This is a genomic window from Pseudarthrobacter sp. L1SW, assembly GCF_020809045.1.
GTDB lineage: Bacteria > Actinomycetota > Actinomycetes > Actinomycetales > Micrococcaceae > Arthrobacter.
This window is the reverse complement of sequence record NZ_CP078079.1, coordinates 2464666-2486693: the sequence shown is the minus strand read 5'-3', so window position 1 is coordinate 2486693 and position 22028 is coordinate 2464666. Positions and strand designations below refer to the sequence as shown.

The 22028-nt window shown below is 67.0% G+C and carries 19 protein-coding genes and 2 tRNA genes; 8 read left to right on the top strand and 13 right to left on the bottom strand.

Features of this window, described 5'->3' with window-relative positions; translation table 11 throughout:
• Positions 1 to 172: 172 nt before the first annotated feature.
• From KTR40_RS11465 to KTR40_RS11445, 5 genes are read left to right on the top strand one after another with little or no spacing between them, the layout of a single operon-like run.
• Complete coding sequence (locus KTR40_RS11465) at positions 173 to 883, top strand: NUDIX domain-containing protein (protein WP_139029590.1); 711 nt, start codon at positions 173 to 175, stop codon at positions 881 to 883.
• Positions 880 to 2184 carry a quinolinate synthase NadA gene (gene nadA, locus KTR40_RS11460; RefSeq protein WP_228403806.1) on the top strand — a complete coding sequence of 435 codons (1305 nt, stop codon included), beginning with the start codon at positions 880 to 882 and terminating at the stop codon, positions 2182 to 2184. The genes KTR40_RS11465 and nadA overlap by 4 nt, the downstream gene beginning before the upstream one ends.
• Positions 2184 to 3971 carry an L-aspartate oxidase gene (locus KTR40_RS11455; RefSeq protein ID WP_228403804.1) on the top strand — a complete coding sequence of 596 codons (1788 nt, stop codon included), beginning with the start codon at positions 2184 to 2186 and terminating at the stop codon, positions 3969 to 3971. Before nadA ends, KTR40_RS11455 begins: the two co-directional genes overlap by 1 nt.
• Positions 3964 to 4851, top strand: a complete 888-nt coding sequence (gene nadC, locus KTR40_RS11450; protein ID WP_228403802.1) for a carboxylating nicotinate-nucleotide diphosphorylase — start codon at positions 3964 to 3966, stop codon at positions 4849 to 4851. The genes KTR40_RS11455 and nadC overlap by 8 nt, the downstream gene beginning before the upstream one ends.
• Before the next feature lie 7 nt (positions 4852 to 4858).
• Positions 4859 to 6013, top strand: a complete 1155-nt coding sequence (locus tag KTR40_RS11445; RefSeq protein ID WP_228403800.1) for a cysteine desulfurase family protein — start codon at positions 4859 to 4861, stop codon at positions 6011 to 6013.
• A 15-nt stretch (positions 6014 to 6028) separates the two neighbouring features.
• Here KTR40_RS11445 and KTR40_RS11440 read toward each other — a convergent pair whose 3' ends face one another.
• Positions 6029 to 6688, bottom strand: a complete 660-nt coding sequence (locus KTR40_RS11440) for a DUF1684 domain-containing protein (RefSeq protein ID WP_139029586.1) — start codon at positions 6686 to 6688, stop codon at positions 6029 to 6031.
• Between the two features lie 164 nt (positions 6689 to 6852).
• On the opposite strand from KTR40_RS11440, the gene KTR40_RS11435 reads away from it, so the two are divergent.
• A complete protein-coding gene (locus KTR40_RS11435; RefSeq protein WP_370633196.1) occupies positions 6853 to 7644 on the top strand; it encodes a hypothetical protein in 792 nt (263 codons plus the stop codon).
• Positions 7645 to 7717: 73 nt separating this feature from the next.
• A complete protein-coding gene (locus KTR40_RS11430; protein WP_228403797.1) occupies positions 7718 to 8524 on the top strand; it encodes a transglutaminase family protein in 807 nt (268 codons plus the stop codon).
• Here the strand turns inward: KTR40_RS11430 and KTR40_RS11425 are convergent.
• From KTR40_RS11425 to bcp, 9 genes are all read right to left on the bottom strand, one after another.
• Positions 8521 to 9003 (bottom strand): MarR family winged helix-turn-helix transcriptional regulator, encoded by a 483-nt coding sequence (locus KTR40_RS11425; protein WP_139029584.1) that lies wholly within the window; start codon positions 9001 to 9003, stop codon positions 8521 to 8523. The two genes, KTR40_RS11430 and KTR40_RS11425, sit on opposite strands and share 4 nt — an antisense overlap.
• The gene (locus KTR40_RS11420; RefSeq protein ID WP_163162589.1) at positions 9003 to 10112 is read right to left on the bottom strand and encodes an LLM class flavin-dependent oxidoreductase; all 1110 of its coding nucleotides are present in this window, start codon (positions 10110 to 10112) and stop codon (positions 9003 to 9005) included. Before KTR40_RS11420 ends, KTR40_RS11425 begins: the two co-directional genes overlap by 1 nt.
• Before the next feature lie 112 nt (positions 10113 to 10224).
• Positions 10225 to 13458 carry an efflux RND transporter permease subunit gene (locus KTR40_RS11415; protein ID WP_228403796.1) on the bottom strand — a complete coding sequence of 1078 codons (3234 nt, stop codon included), beginning with the start codon at positions 13456 to 13458 and terminating at the stop codon, positions 10225 to 10227.
• A 69-nt stretch (positions 13459 to 13527) separates the two neighbouring features.
• Positions 13528 to 15030, bottom strand: a complete 1503-nt coding sequence (locus KTR40_RS11410) for a malate:quinone oxidoreductase (protein ID WP_139029581.1) — start codon at positions 15028 to 15030, stop codon at positions 13528 to 13530.
• Between the two features lie 79 nt (positions 15031 to 15109).
• Entirely contained in the window at positions 15110 to 16780 is a 1671-nt protein-coding gene (locus KTR40_RS11405; RefSeq protein WP_171059011.1) for an ABC transporter substrate-binding protein, read from the bottom strand.
• 55 nt (positions 16781 to 16835) lie between these two features.
• Complete coding sequence (locus KTR40_RS11400) at positions 16836 to 17000, bottom strand: hypothetical protein (RefSeq protein ID WP_228403795.1); 165 nt, start codon at positions 16998 to 17000, stop codon at positions 16836 to 16838.
• Positions 17001 to 17031: 31 nt separating this feature from the next.
• Complete coding sequence (locus KTR40_RS11395; protein WP_139029580.1) at positions 17032 to 17706, bottom strand: fasciclin domain-containing protein; 675 nt, start codon at positions 17704 to 17706, stop codon at positions 17032 to 17034.
• A gap of 264 nt (positions 17707 to 17970) precedes the next feature.
• A tRNA-Leu gene (locus KTR40_RS11390) sits at positions 17971 to 18052 on the bottom strand.
• Positions 18053 to 18152: 100 nt separating this feature from the next.
• Positions 18153 to 18626, bottom strand: coding sequence for a thioredoxin-dependent thiol peroxidase (gene bcp / locus KTR40_RS11385; RefSeq protein ID WP_228403792.1), 474 nt, complete (start codon positions 18624 to 18626; stop codon positions 18153 to 18155).
• Between the two features lie 96 nt (positions 18627 to 18722).
• Here bcp and KTR40_RS11380 point away from each other — a divergent pair, with 96 nt between their 5' ends.
• On the top strand, positions 18723 to 19181 hold the full coding sequence (locus tag KTR40_RS11380) for a MarR family winged helix-turn-helix transcriptional regulator (protein ID WP_139029775.1): 459 nt from the start codon (positions 18723 to 18725) through the stop codon (positions 19179 to 19181).
• A 219-nt stretch (positions 19182 to 19400) separates the two neighbouring features.
• On the opposite strand, the gene KTR40_RS11375 is transcribed toward KTR40_RS11380, so the two are convergent.
• From KTR40_RS11375 to KTR40_RS11365, 3 genes are all read right to left on the bottom strand, one after another.
• Positions 19401 to 19473 (bottom strand) — tRNA-Lys (locus KTR40_RS11375).
• A 112-nt stretch (positions 19474 to 19585) separates the two neighbouring features.
• Entirely contained in the window at positions 19586 to 20746 is a 1161-nt protein-coding gene (locus tag KTR40_RS11370) for a PQQ-dependent sugar dehydrogenase (protein WP_228403791.1), read from the bottom strand.
• Entirely contained in the window at positions 20697 to 21797 is a 1101-nt protein-coding gene (locus KTR40_RS11365) for a hypothetical protein (protein WP_228403790.1), read from the bottom strand. The genes KTR40_RS11370 and KTR40_RS11365 overlap by 50 nt, the downstream gene beginning before the upstream one ends.
• Between the last annotated feature and the right edge of the window lie 231 nt (positions 21798 to 22028).

The window sequence follows — 22028 nt, the reverse complement described above, 5'->3', positions numbered from 1 at the left end:
ATTTGGCCCGCATCCGATGCCGCGGGCAGCCTGAAAACTCCAGGAGGACAATTTCCAGAAACATTGGCAATTGCAAGGCGCCAGCCCGTAGAATCAGTTTTGGTCAAAGTGACCATAACTAGTCCGGCTCCTCCCTGGGGCAGGCGCCTGATCCCCGGAAGGCGGTGTAACCGTGTACTCCAGCTCTGCCAATGTCTCGGAACGCCAGGCTGCACCGCCGTCGCTGGCCATCTCCACGGTGATCTTCGCGCTGCGCCCCAGCGAAAGCTCAGGGCGCCCCACGCTCTGGCTACCGCTGGTGCGGCGGATCCGGGAACCCTTCAAAGGGCTGTGGGCGCTGCCCGGTGGTCCCCTGAGCCACGCGGAGTCGCTCCAGGACGCGGCTTCACGGAACCTGCGGGAGACAACCGGACTTGCCCCCAGCTACCTGGAGCAGCTGTACGCGTTCGGCGGGCTGCACCGCTCACCCACCCAGCGGGTGGTTTCGATCGTCTACTGGGCCCTGGTCCAGCCGACCGAAGCCGCGCTCGCGGACGAGTCCGAGAACGTCCGGTGGTTCCGGGCGGACCGGCTTGGCGAACTCGCCTTTGATCACAACGCGATCGTGGACTACGCGTTGTGGCGGCTGCGGAACAAGCTCGCCTACGGCTCCGTTGCGTACCACCTGCTGGGGGAGTACTTCACCCTGGCCCAGGTGCGGGAGGTCTACGAAGCCGTGCTGGACCGTGAGTTGGATCCGGCAAACTTCCGCAGGCAGCTCAAGGCCACCCCCGAAATAGAAGAAACCGGCGAATACCTCCAGGGCGGCAAGCACCGCCCCCCGCGCCTCTACCGCTTTACCGGCCGGCCCGGCCTTGACCCAGACAACAGGAGCACACCATGAGCAGCGTCAACACGGCAATCCAGCTGATCACGCGCGAGCAGGCCGAAAACGGCGCCGCCGCAAAGGGCAGCACCTGCAGCCCCGCCCTGGCCAAGGGCCCGTGGGACTACGATCTTGCCGAGGCGCTCGCCGGCGTTCCCGCCTACGGCCCCGGTGCCTCCAGCGCGGACGTGGCCCCCGCCGCAAGCCCCCGCCAGGGGCAGCTGCCGGAGGAGTACAAGCTGGCCAGCGACGCCGAGCTGGGCGAAAGGATCCTTGCCGCAAAGGCTGCCCTGGGGGACCGGGCCGTCATCCTGGGGCACTTCTACCAGCGCGATGAAGTGATCCAGTACGCGGACTTCGTGGGCGACTCCTTCCAGCTGGCCAACGCGGCCCTCACCCGTCCGGATGCGGAGGCGATCGTTTTCTGCGGCGTGCACTTCATGGCCGAAACCGCCGACATCCTCTCCGCCCCCGAACAGGCCGTCATCCTGCCCAACCTGGCGGCCGGCTGCTCCATGGCGGACATGGCCGACGCCGATTCCGTGGCCGAGTGCTGGGAGCAGTTGGAGGAGATTTACGGCACCGAGCCCGACGCCGAGGGCCGGGTTCCGGTCCTTCCCGTCACCTACATGAATTCCTCCGCTGCCCTGAAGGCTTTCTGCGGTGAGCACGGCGGCATCGTCTGCACCTCCTCCAACGCCAGGACGGTGCTCGAGTGGGCGTTCCAGCGGGCCCAGCGGGTGCTGTTCTTCCCCGACCAGCACCTGGGCCGCAACACCGCGAAAGCGCTGGGCGTGCCGCTGGAGCAGATGCCCATGTGGAACCCGAGCAAGGACCTGGGCGGCAATGACGAGCAGGCACTGCTCGATTCACGGGTCATCCTCTGGCACGGGTTCTGCTCTGTGCACAAGCGCTTTAACGTCGCCCAGATCGAGAAGGCCCGCGCCGATTTCCCCGGAGTCCAGGTGATTGTGCACCCGGAGTGCCCCATGGAGGTGGTGGATGCTGCCGATTCGGCCGGCTCCACCGACTTCATCAAGAAGGCCATCGCCGCGGCCACCGAACCCACCACCTTTGCGATCGGCACCGAGATCAACATGGTGAACCGGCTCGCCGCGGAGTACCCGCAGCACACCATCTTCTGCCTGGACCCCGTCATCTGCCCCTGCTCCACCATGTACCGGATCCACCCCGGCTACCTTGCCTGGGTGCTGGAGGAACTGGTGGCCGGGCGGGTGGTGAACCGCATTACCGTTGCGGACTCCGTCCAGGACAACGCCAGGACCGCCCTCGAGCGCATGCTCGCCGCGAGGCCCTGATGAGCCGCCGGCTGATCGTCGTCGGCAGCGGTATTGCCGGACTCTACGCCGCGCTGCTGGCGGCCGACGCCGGGGCGGACGTGGTTCTCCTGAGCAAGGGCCAGTTGCGCGAGAGCAATACCTGGTACGCCCAGGGCGGTATCTCGGCCGTCCTGTCGGAGCCCGCCCCCGGGGACACTGTCGCCGCCCACATTGCCGACACCCTGCAGGCCGGAGCGGGACACTGCAATGAGGCCGCAGTGAGCCTGATGTGCTCGGAGGCCCGCAGGGACATCGCCGGCCTGGAACGGTACGGCGTGCACTTCGATCCCGGTGCCGGCGGCGGCCGGGCGCTCGGGCTGGAGGCCGCACACTCCGCTCCGCGCATCCTGCACGCCGGCGGCGACGCGACCGGTGCGAAGACCGCCGCGGCCCTGGTCGAAGCCGTGCTTGCCCGGCAGGCAGACGGTACCGTGGCCATCCATACAGGCGCCCACGCCACCGCCCTCCTGGCAACGGCCGGCCACGTCAACGGTGTCGAGTTCCTCCAGGACGGCCGGACATTCACCCTGTACGGGGACGCCGTGCTGCTCGCTACGGGCGGCGCAGGCCAACTGTTCGCCCAGACCACCAACCCGGCGGTGGCAACCGCCGACGGCCTTGCACTCGCCGTCCGCGCCGGGGCGGCAGCGGCGGACCTGGAATTCTTCCAGTTCCACCCCACCTGCCTGGTGCCCGGTGCCGGCAGCATGGACGCAGACCCGGGCACAGCCCGCGGGCTTGGCCAGGATCCGCTCCTCATCTCCGAAGCGGTCCGCGGCGAAGGCGCCACCCTCGTCGATGGCAACGGAAAGCGGTTCATGCGGGCCTACCACCCCGACGCAGAACTGGCCCCACGCGACGTGGTCTCCCGCAGCATCGCCCTGCACCTCGCCAAGCTCGGCGACCCCAACGGCCACGTCTACCTCGACGCACGCGCCATCGAGCGCGCCAAAGGTCCCGGATTCCTGGCCAAGCGGTTCCCCACCCTCACCCAGAAGACCCTGGACGCCGGCATCGACTGGACCCGCGAAGTGGTTCCGGTGGCACCAGCGGCCCACTACTGGATGGGCGGAGTCCTCACCGACCTGCACGGCCGCACCACGGTGCCCGGGCTGTACGCCGCCGGGGAAGTTGCGTGCAGCGGGGTCCAAGGGGCAAACCGGCTGGCCAGCAACTCCCTCCTGGAGGGACTCGTCTTCGGCCGGCGCGCTGTTGAAGCCTTCCTGGCAGGTGACGACGGCGGTGCGCCCCCTCGGGGCACCGATGCTCCGCGTGCTGTCTCGGCCGCGGGCGGCCTCCCCTTGACGCACGCTTCCGCACCGCTGCCCCGAGAAGCTATGGACGCCGGCACCTTCCCTACTGCTTTAGTAGGTGAAGCGGCCGCATCAGCTGCTCCGGGTGGGAGCCGGCCGTCCAACTTCGGTGGGGGGAGTGAGCCGTTCTCCCGTGAGGCCCTGCGCCGGCTGATGACTGCCAAGGCCGGGGTGCTTCGGTCCGGTGAGCTGCTGGCTGAGGCGGCCCGGACGCTTGGCCGGTGGGCCGCCGTCGTTCGTCCCGGCGCTGTATCCGCCGGTGCGGATACCCGCCTGCATGAGGACCGGAACCTGCTGCTGGCGGCACAGCTGCTGGTGGCTGCGGCCCAGCAACGCACGGAGTCCCTGGGCGCCCACTACCGCAGCGACTGCCCGGAGGATGCGCCCGGCATCACGGAAGAACTCCACAACACGTACCCGAACCGCCCGAAAGTGAGCGTTCTCCATGACTGAAACAACCCTGCTTGACCTGGCACTGCCGTCGGCGCCGGTGCGGGAGATCCTGGAGCGGGCCTTCGCCGAAGATGCCCCGGCAGGGGACATCACCTCCCAGCTGCTCATCCCGGCCACTGCGCACGCCACGGCCGTGCTGAATGCGCGGGTGCCCGGCGTCTTCAGCGGCGCCACAGTGTTCCGCGACGCCATGCTGCTGGTGGACCCTGAAACGCGGGTGGAGCTGCTGCTGGCGGACGGAGACAGGTTCGACGCCGGCACGCACCTTGCGAGGGTCAGCGGACGGGCCCGTTCGGTCCTGCTCGCAGAACGCGTGGCCCTCAACCTGGTCCAGCGGATGTCCGCGATTGCCACCCGGACAGCGGAGTTCGTTGAGCTCACCGACGGAACGGCGGCCCGCATTACCGACACCCGAAAAACCACCCCCGGACTGCGGATCCTCGAACGGTTCGCGGTGCGGTGCGGGGGAGGCGCCAACCACCGCTACAGCCTGTCCGATGCTGTCCTGGCGAAGGACAACCACCTGGCCGTCATGACCGGAGGGGACCCCGCCAGGCTCACCGGACTGCTCCGGGCCGCCAAGGCGCAGCTGGGGCACACCACGCACTTCGAAGTCGAGGTGGACCGGGTGGACCAGATCGAACCTGTCCTGGCAGCCGGCGTGGACACCATCATGCTGGACAACTTCACGGTGGCGGAGCTGAAGGAGGGCGTTGCCCTGGTGGGCGGGCGCGCAACAGTGGAGGCCAGCGGCAACGTGAACCTGGGAACAGTGGCAGGGATTGCCGCCACCGGGGTGGACGTCATTTCCGTCGGCGCCCTCACGCATACGGTGGCCGCCCTGGACCTCGGCCTGGACGTGGAACTGACAGCCGGGTGAGTACACCGTGATCTTCCTCGACGCAGCCGCCACCACCGCCGTCCGCCGCGAGGTGCTGGAAGCCATGTGGCCCTACCTGACCGGTGACTTCGGCAACCCCTCCAGCCACCACACCCTGGGCGAATCGGCGGCCAAGGCGCTCGCGGATGCCAGGGCCTCGGTGGCCGCGGTCCTGGGCTGCCGGCCGGGTGAAATCACGTTCACGTCCGGCGGCACCGAAGCGGACAACCTGGCCGTCAAAGGCATTGCCCTGGCGCGGCAGGCAGCTGACCCAACACTGGACAGGGTGGTGATCAGCGGCGTCGAACACCCTGCCGTGGAGGAGTCCGCCCGGTACCTGGAACGCTTCCATGGATTCAGGGTTGACGTGGTTCCCGTGGACGGGACCGGGCGGGTCACTCCGGAGGCGCTCCTCGCAGTGCTGCGCCCCGAAACCGCGGTGGTCAGCATCATGTACGCCAACAATGAAGTGGGAACCGTCCAGCCCGTCGCCGAACTGGGCGCCGCAGCACGCAGCCACGGGATTCCCTTCCACACGGATGCGGTCCAGGCGGCGGGCTGGCTCCCCCTGGACACCCGGGCACTGGGCGTTGACGCCCTGAGCCTTTCGGGCCACAAGCTGGGGGCACCCAAGGGCTGCGGGGTGCTGTTTGTCCGCGGCCGCACCAGGATCGAACCGCTGATCCACGGCGGCGGGCAGGAACGCGGGCGCCGCTCCGGGACGGAAAACGTGGCCGGTGCCGTGGGGCTGGCCGCCGCGCTGGCGCTTGCCCAGGCCGGCCAGGAGGAACAACGGCGCCGGGTGGCGGCCCTGCGGGACAGCTTCATCAACGCCGTGCTCACGGGAGTGCCGGGAGCGGTGCTTACCGGGCACCCCGCGGAGCGGCTGCCCTCCGTGGCATCGTTCTGCTTCCCCGGAACCAGCGGCGAATCGGTCCTCCTGGAACTGGAGCGCCAAGGCGTGGTGTGCTCGAGCGGCTCCGCCTGCGCAGCCGGATCCGATGCGCCGTCGCCCGTCCTCACGGCCATGGGATTCGAAGCCGGGGTGGCCCAGACAGCCGTCCGGTTCAGCTTTGACGCAGCGGTGGCTGGCGAAGACCTGAAGGTCGCTGCCAAAGCTGTCCGGCAGGCAGTGGCAAGCGTGCGGGGCCTCGGCTCCTAGCGGCCACGGATACCGTCAGTAAAGCTCTCCCACGGGGATGTCCACGGCCAGCCGGTTGGACGGTCCCGGCAGCGGGCACGCCCAGGCCTCGTTGTAGGCGCAGGACGGGTTGTACGCAAAGTTGAAGTCCAGGACAAAGCTGGCCTCCGGCCCTGTCCCGTTGACGCCGTGGAAAGCTCCCTTGATGGTGTCCAGCAGGTAGCGGCCGGCCCCGTAGCTTCCGCCGGGCTGGCCTGCCGTCGCGTCACGGAAGGGCACAAAGATGCCGCCGCCGTAGCCCCGCAGCTTCCACACGGCGAGCTGGCCCATCTCGGGAAGGTCGAACGTGCCCAGCCTGACGAAGTTCACCACGCCGTCGGTCCCGGTTTCCACTTTCATTTCCCGCCCGGCGCCTTCCATGGTCAACGGTACGTGGAAACGGTAAATCGGGTCATAGTCGGCCGTCTTCAAACCGGCAAAGGTTGATTTGCCCTCGGCAGTCAGCGGGGAGGCAGGGTGGGTGGCGAACATCAGGTCCCGCTGGTGGCGCCAGTACAGGTGCGCCTCCGCGGGACTTTCGGCCGAGACCTTGCGGACATTGGCGTACAAGGCAAAGGTCCGGAGCCGCCAGTCGGCGATGTCGACGGCGGAAATGTCCGCCAAATCTTCTTCGGCCGTTCCGTGGTGGGCTTCCATAAGCACCAGCCTAGTCCCCGGCGCGGGAGTTGCACGTCCGACGGCGACACGCACCGCGGCAGTGCGGCTTCCACTTTCCGATGTGGTGCCGAGGTACGGCCGAAACGCCGTCCAGGGAAAGGACCGCGGCTGCCGCGTCCCGATAGGCTGGCCGCATGGAAGGCATGGCAACACCGAGGGCCCTGGCGGGCGCATCCGTTCTCCTGGCGGGCGTGCTCCTCGCAGGATGCTCCACACCGTCGAACAGCGGACCCGGATGGACAGCGCAGCCCGGGGGGCCGGGCACCACGGCCGCCCCCACCGCGCCGGCATCAGCTGCCGCCACTGCAGACGCCACGCCCGGAGCCACGGCTTCCGCCACGTCCAGCCCCGTGGCCACGGCTTCCGCCTGGAAAACCTTCTCGGACCCCGCAAAAACCGTGAGTTTCGAGCTGCCGCAGGAGTGGATAGCGCAGGCGGTGGCCCCGGAGGAGGGCGCCCTGCCCGGTGCGCTGAAGGTGGAGGTGAAGAAGCCCGACGGCACCTTCATGGCAGCGCTCCGGACCGGACTCCCGCCGTCGTCCGCTGACTGTCCCCAGGACGCGCGGCGGCCGTACACCGTCATCAGCAGCGTCCCGGCGGACCTTACCGCCGAAGGCGGGGACGGAACCATCCCGCCGCGGGTCGTGTTCCGCGTGATCCAGGGGTACCGGTACTTCGGCTCCTACGGCGTCACGAACCTTGTGGGCGGGGCAGACGGCCATGCCTGCGAACTGCGCAACATCATCCGGGGCCCTGCCGGCAAAGGTGACTACTCCTTCGGCGACCTGGTAGCCGTCAGGGCATTCGCTCCCGACGAAAAAGTGGCACCCGCCAAGGCATTCGACACTTTGGACCAGGCCGCAAAGTACGTCGATGAAAGCAGCGACTTCGCCAACGTCCAGCGGATGCTAATGTCTCTGGAGATCAAGAACTAGCCCCGTTCCCGGCCCACATCAACGGCCGCGACAACCGGCGACTTCCTTCCGCTGCCGACACCCCCGGAGAGTCATGGAACGCACTGTTTCCGCACGCCTGGTTTTCAGGACCACAGCCAACACCAAGGTGGCCATGGCCATAGCCGCGGCGAGGAATGACGGCTATTCCTCCTTTGGGGAGAGCCTGTCCATCACATCGGGCGGTCAGCAGGTTCCCGCCGCCGAGGTGCCGGACCACCACGGCGGCAGGCTGCACTACATGGAGTTCACGGACCCGGCCGAAGTGACCGTGGAATACTCGGCGACAGTAGCGGGGAAGGCCCAGCCCGAGGAAGCCGGGCTGGCCGACCGGATCCGGTACGTCCGGCCCAGCCGCTATGCCGAGTCGGACCGCCTGCTGCCCACAGCATACGCCGAGTTCGAAGGACTCCGCGGCGCCGAACTGCTGCACGCCGTGCGGAACTGGGTGAATGGGGAACTCCGGTACATCAGCGGCTCCTCGCGCGGGACGGACGGTGCAGTGGAAACCCTCCTGAGCCGCCGCGGAGTGTGCCGCGACTTCGCCCACCTGGCCATCGCCCTGCTGAGGTCCAAGGACATCCCGTCCCGGCTTGCCGCCGTGTACGCCCCTGGCCTGAGCCCCATGGACTTCCACGCCGTGGCCGAGGCCTACGTGGAAGGCGCATGGCATGTCATCGATCCCACGGGGCTTGCCCCGCGGGAGTCGATGCTGCGGATCACGGCCGGCAGGGACTCAGCGGACACGGCGTTCCTGTCCACGGTGGGCGGAAGCCTGACGCTGAGCCAGCTGCAGGTCACGGCCGTGGTGAACGGCACCCTCCCGGCCGAGGATCCGGCCACGCTGGTGGCGCTGGGCTAGCTCGGTTCTTGCCGGGGCGGCCGCGGGCCCAGCGAATTCCTGAGCTTGGCAGTGAGCCTCATCAGCTCCTTCTGTTCAGCCGCTGTCAGGGCGGGCCCCAGGACGGCGGAGATATCGCGGACGTGCTCGCGCCCGATCTCCTTCTGGAGCTCCCGCCCCTCGTCGGTCAGCTTCAACAGCACTCCGCGGCCGTCCTCCGGCGCCGGCATCCTGGCCACGAGCCCGCGCTTTTCCAGCCGCTCCACCAGCCGGCTGAGGCTGGACTGGCTCAGCAGGACGTTGTCGTTGAGCTCGTTGAGCCGCAGCCAGCCGGACGGGCACCGGGACAGTGTGAACAGGACGTCGTACTCGTTTACTGCGAGCTTCCGGAACGCCGGCCCGGACTGCAGCTTCCGCATGACGGCCACCTGGGCCCGGAACAGCGACTCCCAGGTTTCCGCTGCCAGGCGGACCGGTGATTCGGGACTCTTGCCGGCCATCAGGCCTCCGCTGCGGACTTCTCGGCGTCCTGCGCCGCCAGCAGCGCGGCAACCCGGCCGGCGTGCGTGGGCGGTTCGGGGACGTGCGCGGGCTTGCGCGCGGCGTATTCCTTGCGCAGGACGGGCAGGACTTCCTCACCAAACAGGTCCAGCTGCTCCAGCACGGTCTTCAGCGGCAGGCCGGCGTGGTCGATCAGGAACAGCTGCCGCTGGTAGTCGCCGAAGTACTCCCGGAAGGTCAGCGTCTTCTCGATGACCTCCTGCGGGCTGCCGACCGTCAGCGGCGTCTGGGAGGTGAAGTCCTCCAGGGACGGGCCGTGCCCGTACACCGGCGCATTGTCGAAGTAGGGCCGGAACTCCTTGACCGCGTCCTGCGAGTTCTTCCGCATGAAGAACTGGCCGCCAAGGCCCACGATCGCCTGGTCCGCCTTGCCGTGGCCGTAGTGCTCGTAGCGCTCCCGGTAAAGGCCGATCAGCTGCTGGTAGTGCTCCTTGGGCCAGAAGATGTTGTTGGCGAAGAAGCCGTCCCCGAAGTAGGCCGCCACTTCCGCAATCTGCGGAGTGCGGATGGAACCATGCCACACGAAGGGGGCGACGCCGTCGAGCGGGCGCGGTGTGGACGTGAAGTTCTGCAGCGGCGTGCGGAACTTGCCGGACCAGTTCACGGTGTCCTCGTCCCAGAGCTTGCGCAGCAGGCTGTAGTTTTCGATGGCCAGTTCAACGCCGTCCTGGATGTTCTTGCCGAACCACGGGTACACCGGCGCCGTGTTGCCGCGGCCCAGGACCAGGTCCACGCGGCCGTCGGCCAGGTGCTGGAGCATGGCGAAGTCCTCGGCGATCTTCACGGGATCGTTCGTGGTGATCAGCGTTGTTGCCGTGGACAGCGTGATTCGTTCCGTCTGGGCCGCGATGTAGGCAAGCGTGGTGGTGGGGGAGGAGGAGAAGAACGGCCGGTTGTGGTGCTCGCCCAGGGCGTAGACATCCATCCCGATTTCCTCCACCTTCTTGGCGATGGCCACGGACGCCTTGATGCGCTCGTTTTCGGTTGGGGTCCGGCCCGTGGTGGGGTCCGTGGTGATGTCGCTGACGCTGAAAACACCGATCTGCATGATGTGCCTTTCCGTTCCTGGACTGCTGGCTTGCTCCCAGTGTAGTCCAATTTAGATGCATTTGCATCTATCGACGGATACAACGCAGCCGGGGCGGAATTATTCCGCTGTTTTACTCGGGGCTTCCGGGGGCAGCGCGGCGGCCGCTGGTCTTAGGCACGATGCCGGCGGTCCAGTCCCGGAACTCCTCGTCGACGTCGGCCCCGGGCCCGAATTCCGGCCGGGGCTGCAGCTCCCGGAGCAGCGCCTTCCGCTCGCGGCGGCCTTCCACCAGCCTGTAAAGGACCGGCACCAGGACCAGGGTCAGGGCAGTGGAGGAGATGAGCCCTCCGATGACCACCACGGCAAGCGGCTGCGAGATAAAGCCGCCGCCGCCGGTGAGGCCCAGTGCCATGGGCGTGAGGGCGAACACCGTGGCGAGGGCGGTCATCAGGATGGGACGCAGGCGCTGGCGCGCGCCATGTGTGATGGCGTCAGCCACGTTCATGCCCGGCCGCCCGTCCCGGGGCTGCCGGTACTGGTTGATGAGGTCGATCAGCACGATTGCGTTGGTGACCACGATGCCCACCAGCATGAGCATGCCGATCAGTGACGGCAGGCCCAGCGGGACGCCGGTGAGCAGCAGAAGGGCCACGGCACCTGTGGCGGCAAACGGCACCGAGACCAGCAGGATCAGCGGCTGGATGAGGGACTTGAAGGTCGCCACCATAATGACGTAGACGATGGCGATTGCCGCCAGCAGGGCGAGTCCGAGCTGCTGGAACGACTCCTGCTGCTGGGTGGTGGCACCGCCGATTTCGGCAGTGACGCCCGCCGGCAGCTGCACGCCTTCGAGGCGTTTCTGGACCTCCGCGTTGACCGCGCCCAGGTTGGAGCCCGACGGCGTGACGGAGACCCGCGCGGTGCGCTGGCCGTTGCTGGCGGTGATGGATACCGGCACGTCCACCTGTTCAACCGCGGCGATGCTGCCGAGCGTCACAGGGCCGCCGGCGGCCGGCAGGGGGATTTGGCGGACGGCCTCGATGCTGGTGAATTTGGTGCCCTTGCCGATCTGGACGGGGAAGTCGTCGGTGTCGATCCGGACGGTTCCGGCGGGGATGGGGCTGATGGTTGAGGCGAGCACCCCGGCCACCTGTTCCTCGTTGAGCCCGGCGGCGACGGTTTTGGCCCTGTCCACCTTGACCTGGACCACCGGCTGGCTTGCCGCGAGGTTGGTTGCCACCTCGCTGGTTCCCGGCAGCCCCGCCATCGCCGAAACCATGGTGTCGCTGGCCTCGCGCAGGTCGGCGGTGGTGGCGGACTTGAGCGTGATGTCCACCGTGGAAGACGTGCCGAAGCCGCCCTGCTGGGTGCCCACCGAGACCTTCCCGGAATCGGGGACCTTTGCCAGTTCGTTCCGTACAGTCTCCTGCAGGCGCGCCTGGTTGGCTTTCTCGTCCGTGACCACCGTGAACGTGGAGTTTGAGGATCCGGTGGAGGTGAGCGCGGCAAACCCGGCCTGCGCGTTGCCTGACGTCACCTGGACGTCCTTGACGCCGTCGATGCCGCGAAGGACTTCTTCCAGCCGGATGGCCGCCGCGCTGGTGTCCGCCAGGCTGGTGCCGGCGGGCAGCACCTGGCGGACCGTGAGGCTGTTCTGGCCCGAGTTGCCCAGGAGGTTCGTGGCCAGCAGGGGCGTCATGGCCGCCGTGCCGCCCAGTACCAGGACGGCGGCAACAAGGGTAATCACCGGATGTTTCTGGGTCTTGCCGAGGATGGGCAGGTATCCGCGCTGGAGCCTGCTGCGCTGCTCCGCCTCCAGCGCCCTTTCCCGCGCCTCGTCGGCGTTGCGGCGGGCAGCTGCTGACCCTGCCGGAGCCGCGCCGGCCGCGGCGCCGCTGTTCTTCAGGAACCAGTACGCCAGCACCGGGACGATGGTCAGCGAAACCAGCAGCGATGCGAGCAGCGCCATGGTGACGGTGAGGGCGAACGGCCTGAACAGCTCGCCTGCAAGCTCGCCCACGAAGGCAATGGGGAGGAAGACCGCCACGGTGGTCAGCGTGGACGCGGTAATCGCCCCCGCCACCTCCCTGATGGCGGTCAGGATGGCCGTGACCTTGTCCTCGCCGTAGCTCAGGTGCCGCTTGATGTTCTCGATCACCACAATCGAGTCGTCCACCACCCGGCCGATGGCGATGGTGAGTGCGCCCAGCGTCAGGATATTCAGGGAATACCCGGTGGCGGACAGCCCAATGAAGGTGATCAGCAGCGAGAGCGGGATGGACACTGCCGTGACCAGGGTGGAGCGGGCGGACATCAGGAAGACCAGGATGACGGCAACGGCGAAGCCCAGCCCCAGCAGGCCCTCGGTGGTGAGGTCCTTGATGGACTTCTCGATGAACGGTGCCTGGTCGAACACCGGGGTGAACCTGGCGTTCGAGCCCAGTTCGGCCTCCAGCTCGTCGAGGGTGTCCCGGACTGCGTGCGAGATGCCGACAGTGTCGCCTTCAGGCTTTTTGGTGACGGACACCGCGAGCGTTTCCGCACCGTTGGTCCGCGTGATGGAGGTGCGTTCGTCGTCCTTGACGGCAACGTCCGCCACAGCGCCGATCGTGGCGGCGTTCCTGGCTCCTCCGAGGGGGAGGGCCTTGATGGCGTCCAGTGAATCCACCGGGCTGCCAATCTGCAGGGACAGGGTCTTGCCCTGTTCCTCCAGCGTGCCGGCCGGGACCAGCGCGCCGTTGTTGGCCAGCGCGTCCCGGATGGAGGCGATGGTGGCACCGGACGCCGCCATCGCCTCGGGGCGGGGGAGGATCTCGATGTGCTGGGTGGCGCCGCCCGTCACGTCGGCGCCGCGGACGCCCTCGATCTTCTGGAGGCGGGGCACGCTTAGCCGCTGCAGGTCGGCGTTCAGCTCGCTGAGGCCCTTGTCCGAGGAAACCGCCAGGAAAACAATGGGGAAATCGTTGATGCTGCCGGCGAAGGCCTGCGGCTGGACGTCCTCGGGCAGGGTCCGCTTGGCGTTGGAGATGGCCCGGTCAATCTGGTTCCGCGCCCGGTCCAGGTTGGAACCGTAGGTGAAGACCATGGTGATCTGGGAAACGCCGTTGCGGGACGTGGAGGAGGTGGATTCCAGCCCCTCCACGCCGTTCAGGGCAGTCTCCAAGGGCCCGCTCACCTGCTTGTCCACCACCTCCGGGGAAGCGCCGGGCATTGCGGTCAGCACGGTGATCTGCGGGAACTCGATGGACGGGATGAGTTCCTGCTTCAGCGATGACATGGTGATCACGCCGAAGACGGAGGCGAAGACTGTGACCAGTGCGATCAGGGCCCGGTTCGCAAGTGAGAGTTGTGCCAGCCGGAACATCGCATGGTCTCCTGAGGGGTTGACTGACTGATACGGACCCGGACGTGCCGGCCGCCGGCCCCGGCAGGGTCAGTGGCTGGCGTTAACGCTCTCCAGCTGAAGCGACTTGGCCGTTGCCTTTTCCAGCTCGACGGCGAGGTCCGGGTTCTCGTCCAGCTTGACCCCGTAGCCCGGCATCATGTCCTTGAGCTTGGACTGCCAGCCCTTGAAGTTCCGCGGGAACGTCTTCTTCAGCAATTCGATCATGATCGGGACCGCAGTGGAGGCTCCGGGGGATGCACCCAGGAGCGCGCCGATGGAACCGTCACGGCCGGCGATCACTTCAGTTCCGAACTGGAGGATGCCGCCCTTCTGCGGATCTTTCTTGATGATCTGTACACGCTGGCCGGCGGTGATCAGTTCCCAGTCGCCGTCCTTGGCCTCCGGGTAGTACTCGCGCAGCGCTTCGACCTTGTCGCCGTGGCGCTTGGCCACTTCCTTGATCAGGTACGCGGTGAGGTCCATGTTGTCCTTCGCCACCGCCAGCATCGGAATGATGTTGCCCGGCCTGATGGACAGCGGAAGATCGAGGTAGGAACCGTTCTTCAGGAAGTTGGTGGAGAAGCCCGCGTAGGGTCCGAACAGCAGCGAACGCTTGCCGTCCACGTACCGGGTGTCCAGGTGGGGCACCGACATGGGGGGAGCACCCACCGATGCCTGGCCGTACACCTTGGCACTGTGCTGCGCGGCGATGGCTTCGTCCGTGCAGCGGAAGAACTGCCCGGAGACGGGGAACCCGCCATAGCCCTTGCTTTCCGGGATGCCGGAAGCCTGGAGCAGGTGCAGCGCGCCTCCGCCGGCGCCCACAAAAACGAACTTGGCGTGGATCTTGCCGTGCTCGCCGGACTTGGGGTACTTCAGCGAAAGGTTCCAGCCGCCGTCGGACGCCCTGGAGATGCCCGTGACGTCATGGCCGTAGTTGATTTCGACGCCGTTGTTCCCGAGGTAGGTGGTCAGCTCGCGGGTAAGTGCCCCGAAGTCGACGTCGGTGCCCTCGGCGGCGCGGGTAGCGGCGATGCGCTGCTTGGGGTCGCGCCCCTTCACGATCAGCGGCGCCCACTTGGCGATCTGGCCGTGGTCCTCGGAGTACTCCATGCTCCGGAACAGGGTGTGCGGCTTGAGGGCTTCGTACCGCGTCTTCAGGAAGCGGGTGTGGTCCTCGCCGATGACGAAGCTCATGTGCGGCACGGTGTTGATGAAGCCCTTGGGCGAGCCGATCAGGTTCCGGTCCACCAGGTGGGACCAGAATTGGCGGGAAAGCTGGAACTGTTCGTTGATCTGCAGCGCCTTGGAGGGGTCCACTGAGCCGTCTTTGGCTGCAGGGGAGTAGTTGAGCTCGCAGAGGGCGGCGTGGCCGGTGCCGGCGTTGTTCCACGGCCCGGAGCTTTCCAGCCCGGGCTGGTCCAGCCGCTCGAACAGGGAGATGGTCCAGCTCGGCTCCAGCTGCTTGAGGAATGCCCCCAGCGTGGCGCTCATGATGCCGCCGCCGATCAGGACGACGTCGGCATGTGGGGTCTTGGAAATGAAGGTCACGATCAGTCTCCGATTGCAGCGGCTCTGGCTGTCACAGAATATCCCCGGGCAGCGGACATACTGAAATTGGGCCGGTCCGTCAAGGCTTTAGTTGCACCTTCGTGAAAACTTCATTTAAGACCGGCGACGCCGGATAGCTCAGGACACGGTCGGACAGGGCCAGGGCGGAGATGGGGAAGGCGACGGGGACGGCGGGTACGGTCGCCGCGATCTGGGCGTTGATGGTGTGATATTGCTCATCCCGCTCCTTGCCTTCCGGCAGGCCGCGCGCCCGGTTGATCTTCGAGAAGACCTGGGGATCGTGGTAGCCGAACTCCCCGTTCTTCTCCCCGAAGAGGGGGCCCACGAAGTTATCGGCGTCGGAGTAGGAGCCGTTCCAGCCCAGGAGGTGGAGCGCGTGGTCGCCGGGGGACTGCACCTTCTGCAGGTAGCCGTCGGACCACTCCACCGGAACCGGCCGGATGTTGAACCCGACGGCGGTGAGCTGGCGGCTGATTTCGGCGTAGACCTTCTCAGGGGTGGGCAGGTAGGGGCGGGTGACGTTCAGGGGGTAGTAGAACCTGAGTTCCTCGCCGGCGTACCCGCCCTCCTTGAGATACTCCTTGGCCTTGGCGGGGTCGTGGCCCAGCTCCGGGGCCTCGTTGTTGAATCCGCTGATCTTGGGCGGCACGAACTGGGTGGCCTTGGCCGTGTTGTCGATGAAGAACCTGCGGATCAGGGTCTCCTTGTCGATCGCCATTTCGATCGCCTGGCGGACCTTCTGGTTCTGGAGCACGGGGACGTCCTGGTTGATGCCCACGTACATAACGGAGAAGGGGTCGCGCTGGACGATCTGCTTTCCGCGCTTGACCAGCTGGTCAAAGTTGCCCACCGTCACGGCGTCATAACCGTCGATCTTGCCGTCAAGAAGGGCCTGGAGCCTGGCTTGCGGGTGGTCGTAGGCCAGGAAGTTGATGGCGGCGATTTGGCCGCGTTCGCCCCAGTAGGACTTGTTGGTGGCCAGCGTGACGCTTCCTTCGTCCCAGGAGGAAAGGCTGAACGGCCCGGTACCCACCGGCTTGGTGCCAAACGCGGACACGGGCTGTCCGCCACGGCTTTGGTCGAGGACATCGGCCGTGCCCGCGGCGAGGGCGGCCGGCGAGGCCATGGCAAAGGCCGGCAGGGTGAGCGCCTGGAGGAAGGCGGTGAACCGCTGGGTAAGGTCGATCCTCACGGTGTCGGCCGAGAGCGCCGTGCAACTCTTGAAGATGGAGAGCTCCGGCTCGTCCGAATGCGCCTTGAAAACACCCTTGAAGGCTCCGCCCGGAGCCTGCCGCCTCAGGTCCGCGGAGAAGGCGAACCAGCGGTTGAAGTTGAAGCAGACGGCCTCCGCATTGAACGGGGTCCCGTCCTGGAAGGCAACGTCCGTCCGGAGCTTGAAGGTATAGGAACGGCCTTCGTTGGATTCAGTCCACTCCGTGGCGAGCAATGGTGTGGGCTTCCCGGTGATCTGGTCGACGCCCACCAGCCCTTCGAGGATCTGCCGGGTGATGCGCTGGGACTCCACGTCGTTGGACAGTGCGGGATCCAGGCCCAGGGGCTGGGCAGCCGTCCCAAAATTGAAGGTTGCGGCCGGCTCCGCTGCGGCGGTTGGGCTGGGCGTGCCCGACGACGGCGAAGGGGCTGGTACGGCTGTGCAGGAGGTTACGCCCAACGCCAGGAGGACAGCGCCCGTCTTGATGACTGTCCGCCGCGAAGTACTGCTGGGCACTCGTTTATCACCTCTGGATCTTGCCGGCGCCGCCGCGTGCGGGCCGAAGCCCAGTCTAGTAGACGCCACCTGCAGGTCCCCGGCGCCGCGGGGTGTTCCGGCAGCAGAACCACGGCAGGGGACCCGGCCCGCCATCCACCGCGGGGGCTGCCTGGCTTGCTCGGCCCACAGCGAAGCCGGGGGCGATCCATTCGGAACCGCCCCCGGCGTCAGTGTTCATGCCGGCACCTTACGATTACCGCACCTGGTGGTTACTTGGGCATCAGTACCGAGTCGATCAGGTAGACCGTAGCGTTCTTGGTCTGGACGCCGCCGCAGATCACGTTGGCGCCGTCAACCTTCAGCTGGTCACCGCTGCCCGTGACAGTGACGGAACCGCCCTGGACCGTGGCGTGCGTGCCGGCGATCTTGTCCGGAGTGATCTGGCCGGGAACCACGTGGTAGGTCAGGATCTTGCTCAGGAGGGCGTCGTCCGTCTTGAGGGTTTCAATGGTGGCCGCATCAATCTTGGCGAAGGCGTCATCCACCGGCGCGAACACAGTGAACTCGCCGCCGTTCAGCGTGTCCACCAGGTCAACCTTGGGGTTCAGCTGTCCGGAAACGGCCGCCGTAAGGGTCTTCAGGATCGGGTTGTTGGACGCTGCTACGGCCACCGGATCGAGGGCCATGCCTTCAACGGAACCTGCGCCCGAAGGGACCTGTTCGGCGTAGCCGGCGCAGCCCGGACCCACCAGGTTTGCCGCCGGATCCATGGCCGCGGCGGAGGAGCTGGCCGAGGGGGAGGGGGCCATGCTCGTTGCGGCCGGCGACTCCGCGGGAGCGGAGGAGCCGGACGTCGATGCTGAACCGCCGCAGGCGGTCAGGCTGAGCAGAGCTGCTGCTGCAACGCCTGCGACGGTGAAGGTTGTGCGCTTGATGGTCTGCATTTCGGTTCTCCTTGGATTGTGGCGTCTGCCCGCCGCGGACGTGCTGTCTGACGGCGTCGTTCGAATCTTGCTGGTGGGCACCTGCCCTTGGCTGGTGTCTCACTGGGTATTCGGCCGGGGGCGGGACGCGGATGGGTGCATTCCAAGGAGTTTTTCGGCGGCCCGCGAATTCGCCGTCGGTTCGCCCAAGTCCCGTGACTAAGAACCAGGTGCCGTGACTGTTAAGCAGGGTGGTCCCCCGGCCACGGCCGGGGGACCACATAGTGCGCAAGGGGGGACTTGAACCCCCACGCCCGAAGGCACAGGAACCTAAATCCTGCGTGTCTGCCAATTTCACCACTCGCGCAGGGCTTCCGGTCGCTGTTTCCCGTTTATAGGGCGCGACGGCGGACGCCAGTGTCCATTGTAGCGTCGCCCGGGCAGGGCCTTGGCTCAGCGCCGGATGGTCACGCGTCGAGTTTCAGGTCGCGCCGCAGCTTGGCAACGTGGCCCGTGGCCCGGACGTTGTACTGGGCCAGCGCAACCTTGCCCTCCGGATCCACCACGATGGTGGAACGGATCAGTCCTTCATAGGTCTTGCCGTAGTTCTTCTTCTCGCCCCAGGCACCGTATGCCTCGGCGACCGCATGGTCCGCGTCCGAGAGCAAGGGAAAAGTGAGCCCTTCCTTCGCCGCGAACTTTGCCAGCTTTTCCACCGGATCGGGGGAGATCCCCAGCACGTCGTAACCGGCCGACTGGAGGGAGGCAAGGCTGTCCCGGAAGTCGCACGCTTCCTTGGTGCATCCCGGTGTTGCTGCGGCGGGGTAGAAGTACACAATGGTGTGGCGGCCCGGGCGCGCGGACAGGCTGACGTCCGCGCCGGAAGAGTCCTTCAGTGTGAAACCGGGCGCGTCGTCTCCGGTTACGAGTCTGTCAGCCATTGTTTTTCTCCTTGTCGCAGGCGGGACACACCAGCCTAGTAAGGGTCGGGAACCAGTGCTAATCGGCACTTGGCTATACTTGCTGCTATGCCTGATATGGATCACTGGCCCACGGGGCGCCTCTTGTCCACTGCCGCGCGCCTCGTTGAACACTCCTGGAACGAAAAACTGGGCGCCATCGGCCTCACCCACGCGGGTGTCATTGCCATCGAGGTTCTCGATGCGCAAGGCCCCATGACCCAGGCGCAGCTTGCCCAATACGTTCGTGTCCAGGCACAGACAATGGGTAAGACGCTCAGCCGCCTTGAGTCCCACGGGCACATCGTCCGCGTCCGCAGCACGTCGGACCGCAGGAGCCACGTGGTGTCCCTTACCGAGCAGGGCAAGGAAGCGGTGACGGCCGCGGTGGAGATGGAACGCTCGGTGCTGGCTTCAGCCTCAATTGATCCTGACCTGCTGCGGCAGGAGCTCCAGGCCGTGGTGCGGGAACTGGCCAGCCAGTTTGCCACCACCCCCAGCGCCGCCACCGGCGCGCTGGTGGAGAATGCACCTTAGGACTCTGTTGCCGGCCTGACCGCCGGCGAGCAGGCGTGACCGCGGCCCCCGGGGCTGCGGCCACGCCTTTTTTCTTCCCCGTGGGGGGTGGGTGCGTGCACCCTGCCAGGCTCCCCCCGCTGCCGCTCCGTGGCTGGGCCAGCCACATAGTGAAGTCCAGGCACAACAAAACAGCCCCCTGCTTGCGTTTCCGCGAGCAGGAGGCTGTTTTCCCATTCGTGCACCCCCCGGGACTTGAACCCGGAACCCATTGATTAAGAGTCAATTGCTCTGCCAATTGAGCTAGAGGTGCATCTTTTGCTGTGATCACCGGGCTTTTCTTTCCCGGTTGATCTCCGCAACGACATGAAACTCTACACGAACTTTTTGCCCATGTGAAATCGGCGCCCACAGCAGTACCGGCATTACTCGGGAGGGGGCAGAACCAGCACAAAATCAGGGTTTTCGTTGTTGGTCAGCAGCCAGAATCCGCCCTCAGGTGTCCTGACGACGTCGCGGATCCTCCCGAACTCGCGTGTGAAATGGGCCACAGGATTACCCGCCTCCCCGCCCTCCAGCTGCACCGTCCACAGCCGCTGCCCCCGGAGCGCCCCGAGGTAGGCGGTGGACCCGGCGATTTCCAGCCCACTGGGTGATGATTCGCTGGTGGAGGGCCACACGACTTTTGCGTCCTGGAATTCGGGGCGGTGCGGTGCGCCCGTCACCGTTGGCCAGCCGTAATTTGCCCCGGGCAGAATAAGGTTCAGTTCGTCGTTGACATCGGGTCCGAACTCACTGGCCCACAACCGCCCGGCACCATCCCACGCCAGGCCCTGCACGTTCCGGTGGCCCAGGCTGTAGACCGCGTTGCCGAAAGGATTGCCCGGTGCCGGTCCGCCCTCGGGGGTCAGCCGGAGGATCTTGCCGCCCAGTGCTTCAGGGTCCTGGGGCTGGTTCCTGCGCTGGGAGTCGCCGGTTCCCACGTACAGGAAGCCGTCGGGGCCGAAGCGGATCCTTCCGCCGTTGTGGGTGGTCGCCTTGGGGATTCCGGTGAAGATCACCTGGGGTTCGCCGAGGGCGAGCCTCCCGTTTCCTGAGTCCTCCAGCGCCAGCCGGACAATCCTGTTGTCCTCCTGTGCGGTCAGGTACGCGTACAGGTACCGGTCGGAGGCGAATCCGGGGGAGAGGGCAAGCCCGAGCAGGCCGCCCTCCCCTGCGGCCACTACCCCCGGCACCTTGCCGAGCTCAATTGCCTTGCCGCCCGGGGGCACTGCCTTGAGCAGGGCGGTGTCGCGTTCCGAGATGATGGCCGTGCCGTCCGGAAGGAACACCGCTGCCCAGGGGATGTTGAGTTGAAGCTCCAGGCGTTCCGCGGCTAGCGGCGCCTGCCCGCCCGCCGTTCCCTTGAAGGTGGTACTTCCGGCGGGCCCGCCCTGCCCGCCGGTACACCCCGCCAGGAGCAGGGCAACGCAGGCAGCCGCGAAGCCGGCGGCAGCGCCGCGGAGGCGCGGGTGTCCCTGACCAGCGCTGCTTCTGCTACTGGAGCCGCTTCCGTCGGGGAACCCGGAAGCCCGCGGCTTCGGCATGCGCGGCCGACTCAAACCAGACTTCAGCCCTCGCCTGCTCATATTCGGGGTGCCCCTCCTCGTAATAGACCATGGTTCCGGCGTCACCCTTCACCGTGTAGCCGTCAGGTCCGCTGCCGTCCGCTCCGGCGGCCGCTGAACCGGCACCGTAGGGCTCGTCCGCCGCCAGGTGTCCCGCGGGTTCCGGCGTTGCAGCGGCCACGGTCTGTTGGGCGTGGTCGGCCCCGGCTTCAGTCAGGGCGGAGGATTGGGTGCGGTCCGCCGTTTCTGCCGCGGGCGCGCTGTCTGGAACGACGGCGGCCAGCGGCGTCGCAGCCGCGTTACCCGGGGCGGGGCGGCCGACGGCGTCAGCCGCAGGTGCGGTTCCACTTGCCATGCCGCTTTCGGCGCCGCTCCCGGTAACGGCACCCGCCGACGCGGAAGCGCGGCCGGAGGGACCGTCGTCGTCCGTGTCCTCCACCGCCGCCGTCTCGGCGCCCGGGAGGGTGGGGGCGTGCGGCTCTGTGTATTCAGGGTGGTGGACAGGCCTGGATGCCGGCGCCGCGGCTACGGACTGCTCTGCCGGCGCCGGGGAAGTGTCCTGTCCGGAGCCTTCCTGTCCAGCACCTTCTTGTCGGGAGCCTTCCCGTCCAGTACTTTCCTGTCCCGTAGTTACCTGCGGCCCGCGGTGCGGAGCCCCGCCGGCTGCAATGGCCGACGCCCCCGAGGCTTCGGACCATTTCGTTTCCCACTCGTCCTCATCCTGGCGCCGGCGCTCGTCCTGGCTGGATACTGCCGGGGAAGCGGGTGCCGCCGCTGTATCTGCGGGTTCCTCTGCGGTGGTCGGGGCGGCGGGTTCGGCGGGGCGGCCAAAGCCAGCTGCGCCGGGAAGGCCGGTGGTTCCGGCTGCTTCGGCGGAGGCAGCGGCGCTTCCGCCCGAAAGCGCTCCATCGGCGCGGGTGCCCTCGGTCCCGGGCGTCCCGGAAGCCTTCGATGCGCTGTTGCGGTTCAGCAGCCACCACACAACGCCGACGATGACAACAATCAGAATGATCCAGAAAACGAAATCCATGGCAGGCCCTTCAGTCCGGATGGCAAGGTGTCTTTTCCTGACGCTACGTCCGGCGGCCACGACTGTCCAGATCGACGGCGGTAGCTGAAGTTCCGCGGCGGGCCTGAACAGAAAGCAGTGAGCCAGCCCAACAGGCTGAAAGGCGAGCCCGTCTGTCTCACCATGTGGGATGGCAGTCCACTATTTGGCGCCAAGATTGAGGCGTTTGGTCCCGAACGGCCCGGATCTGTC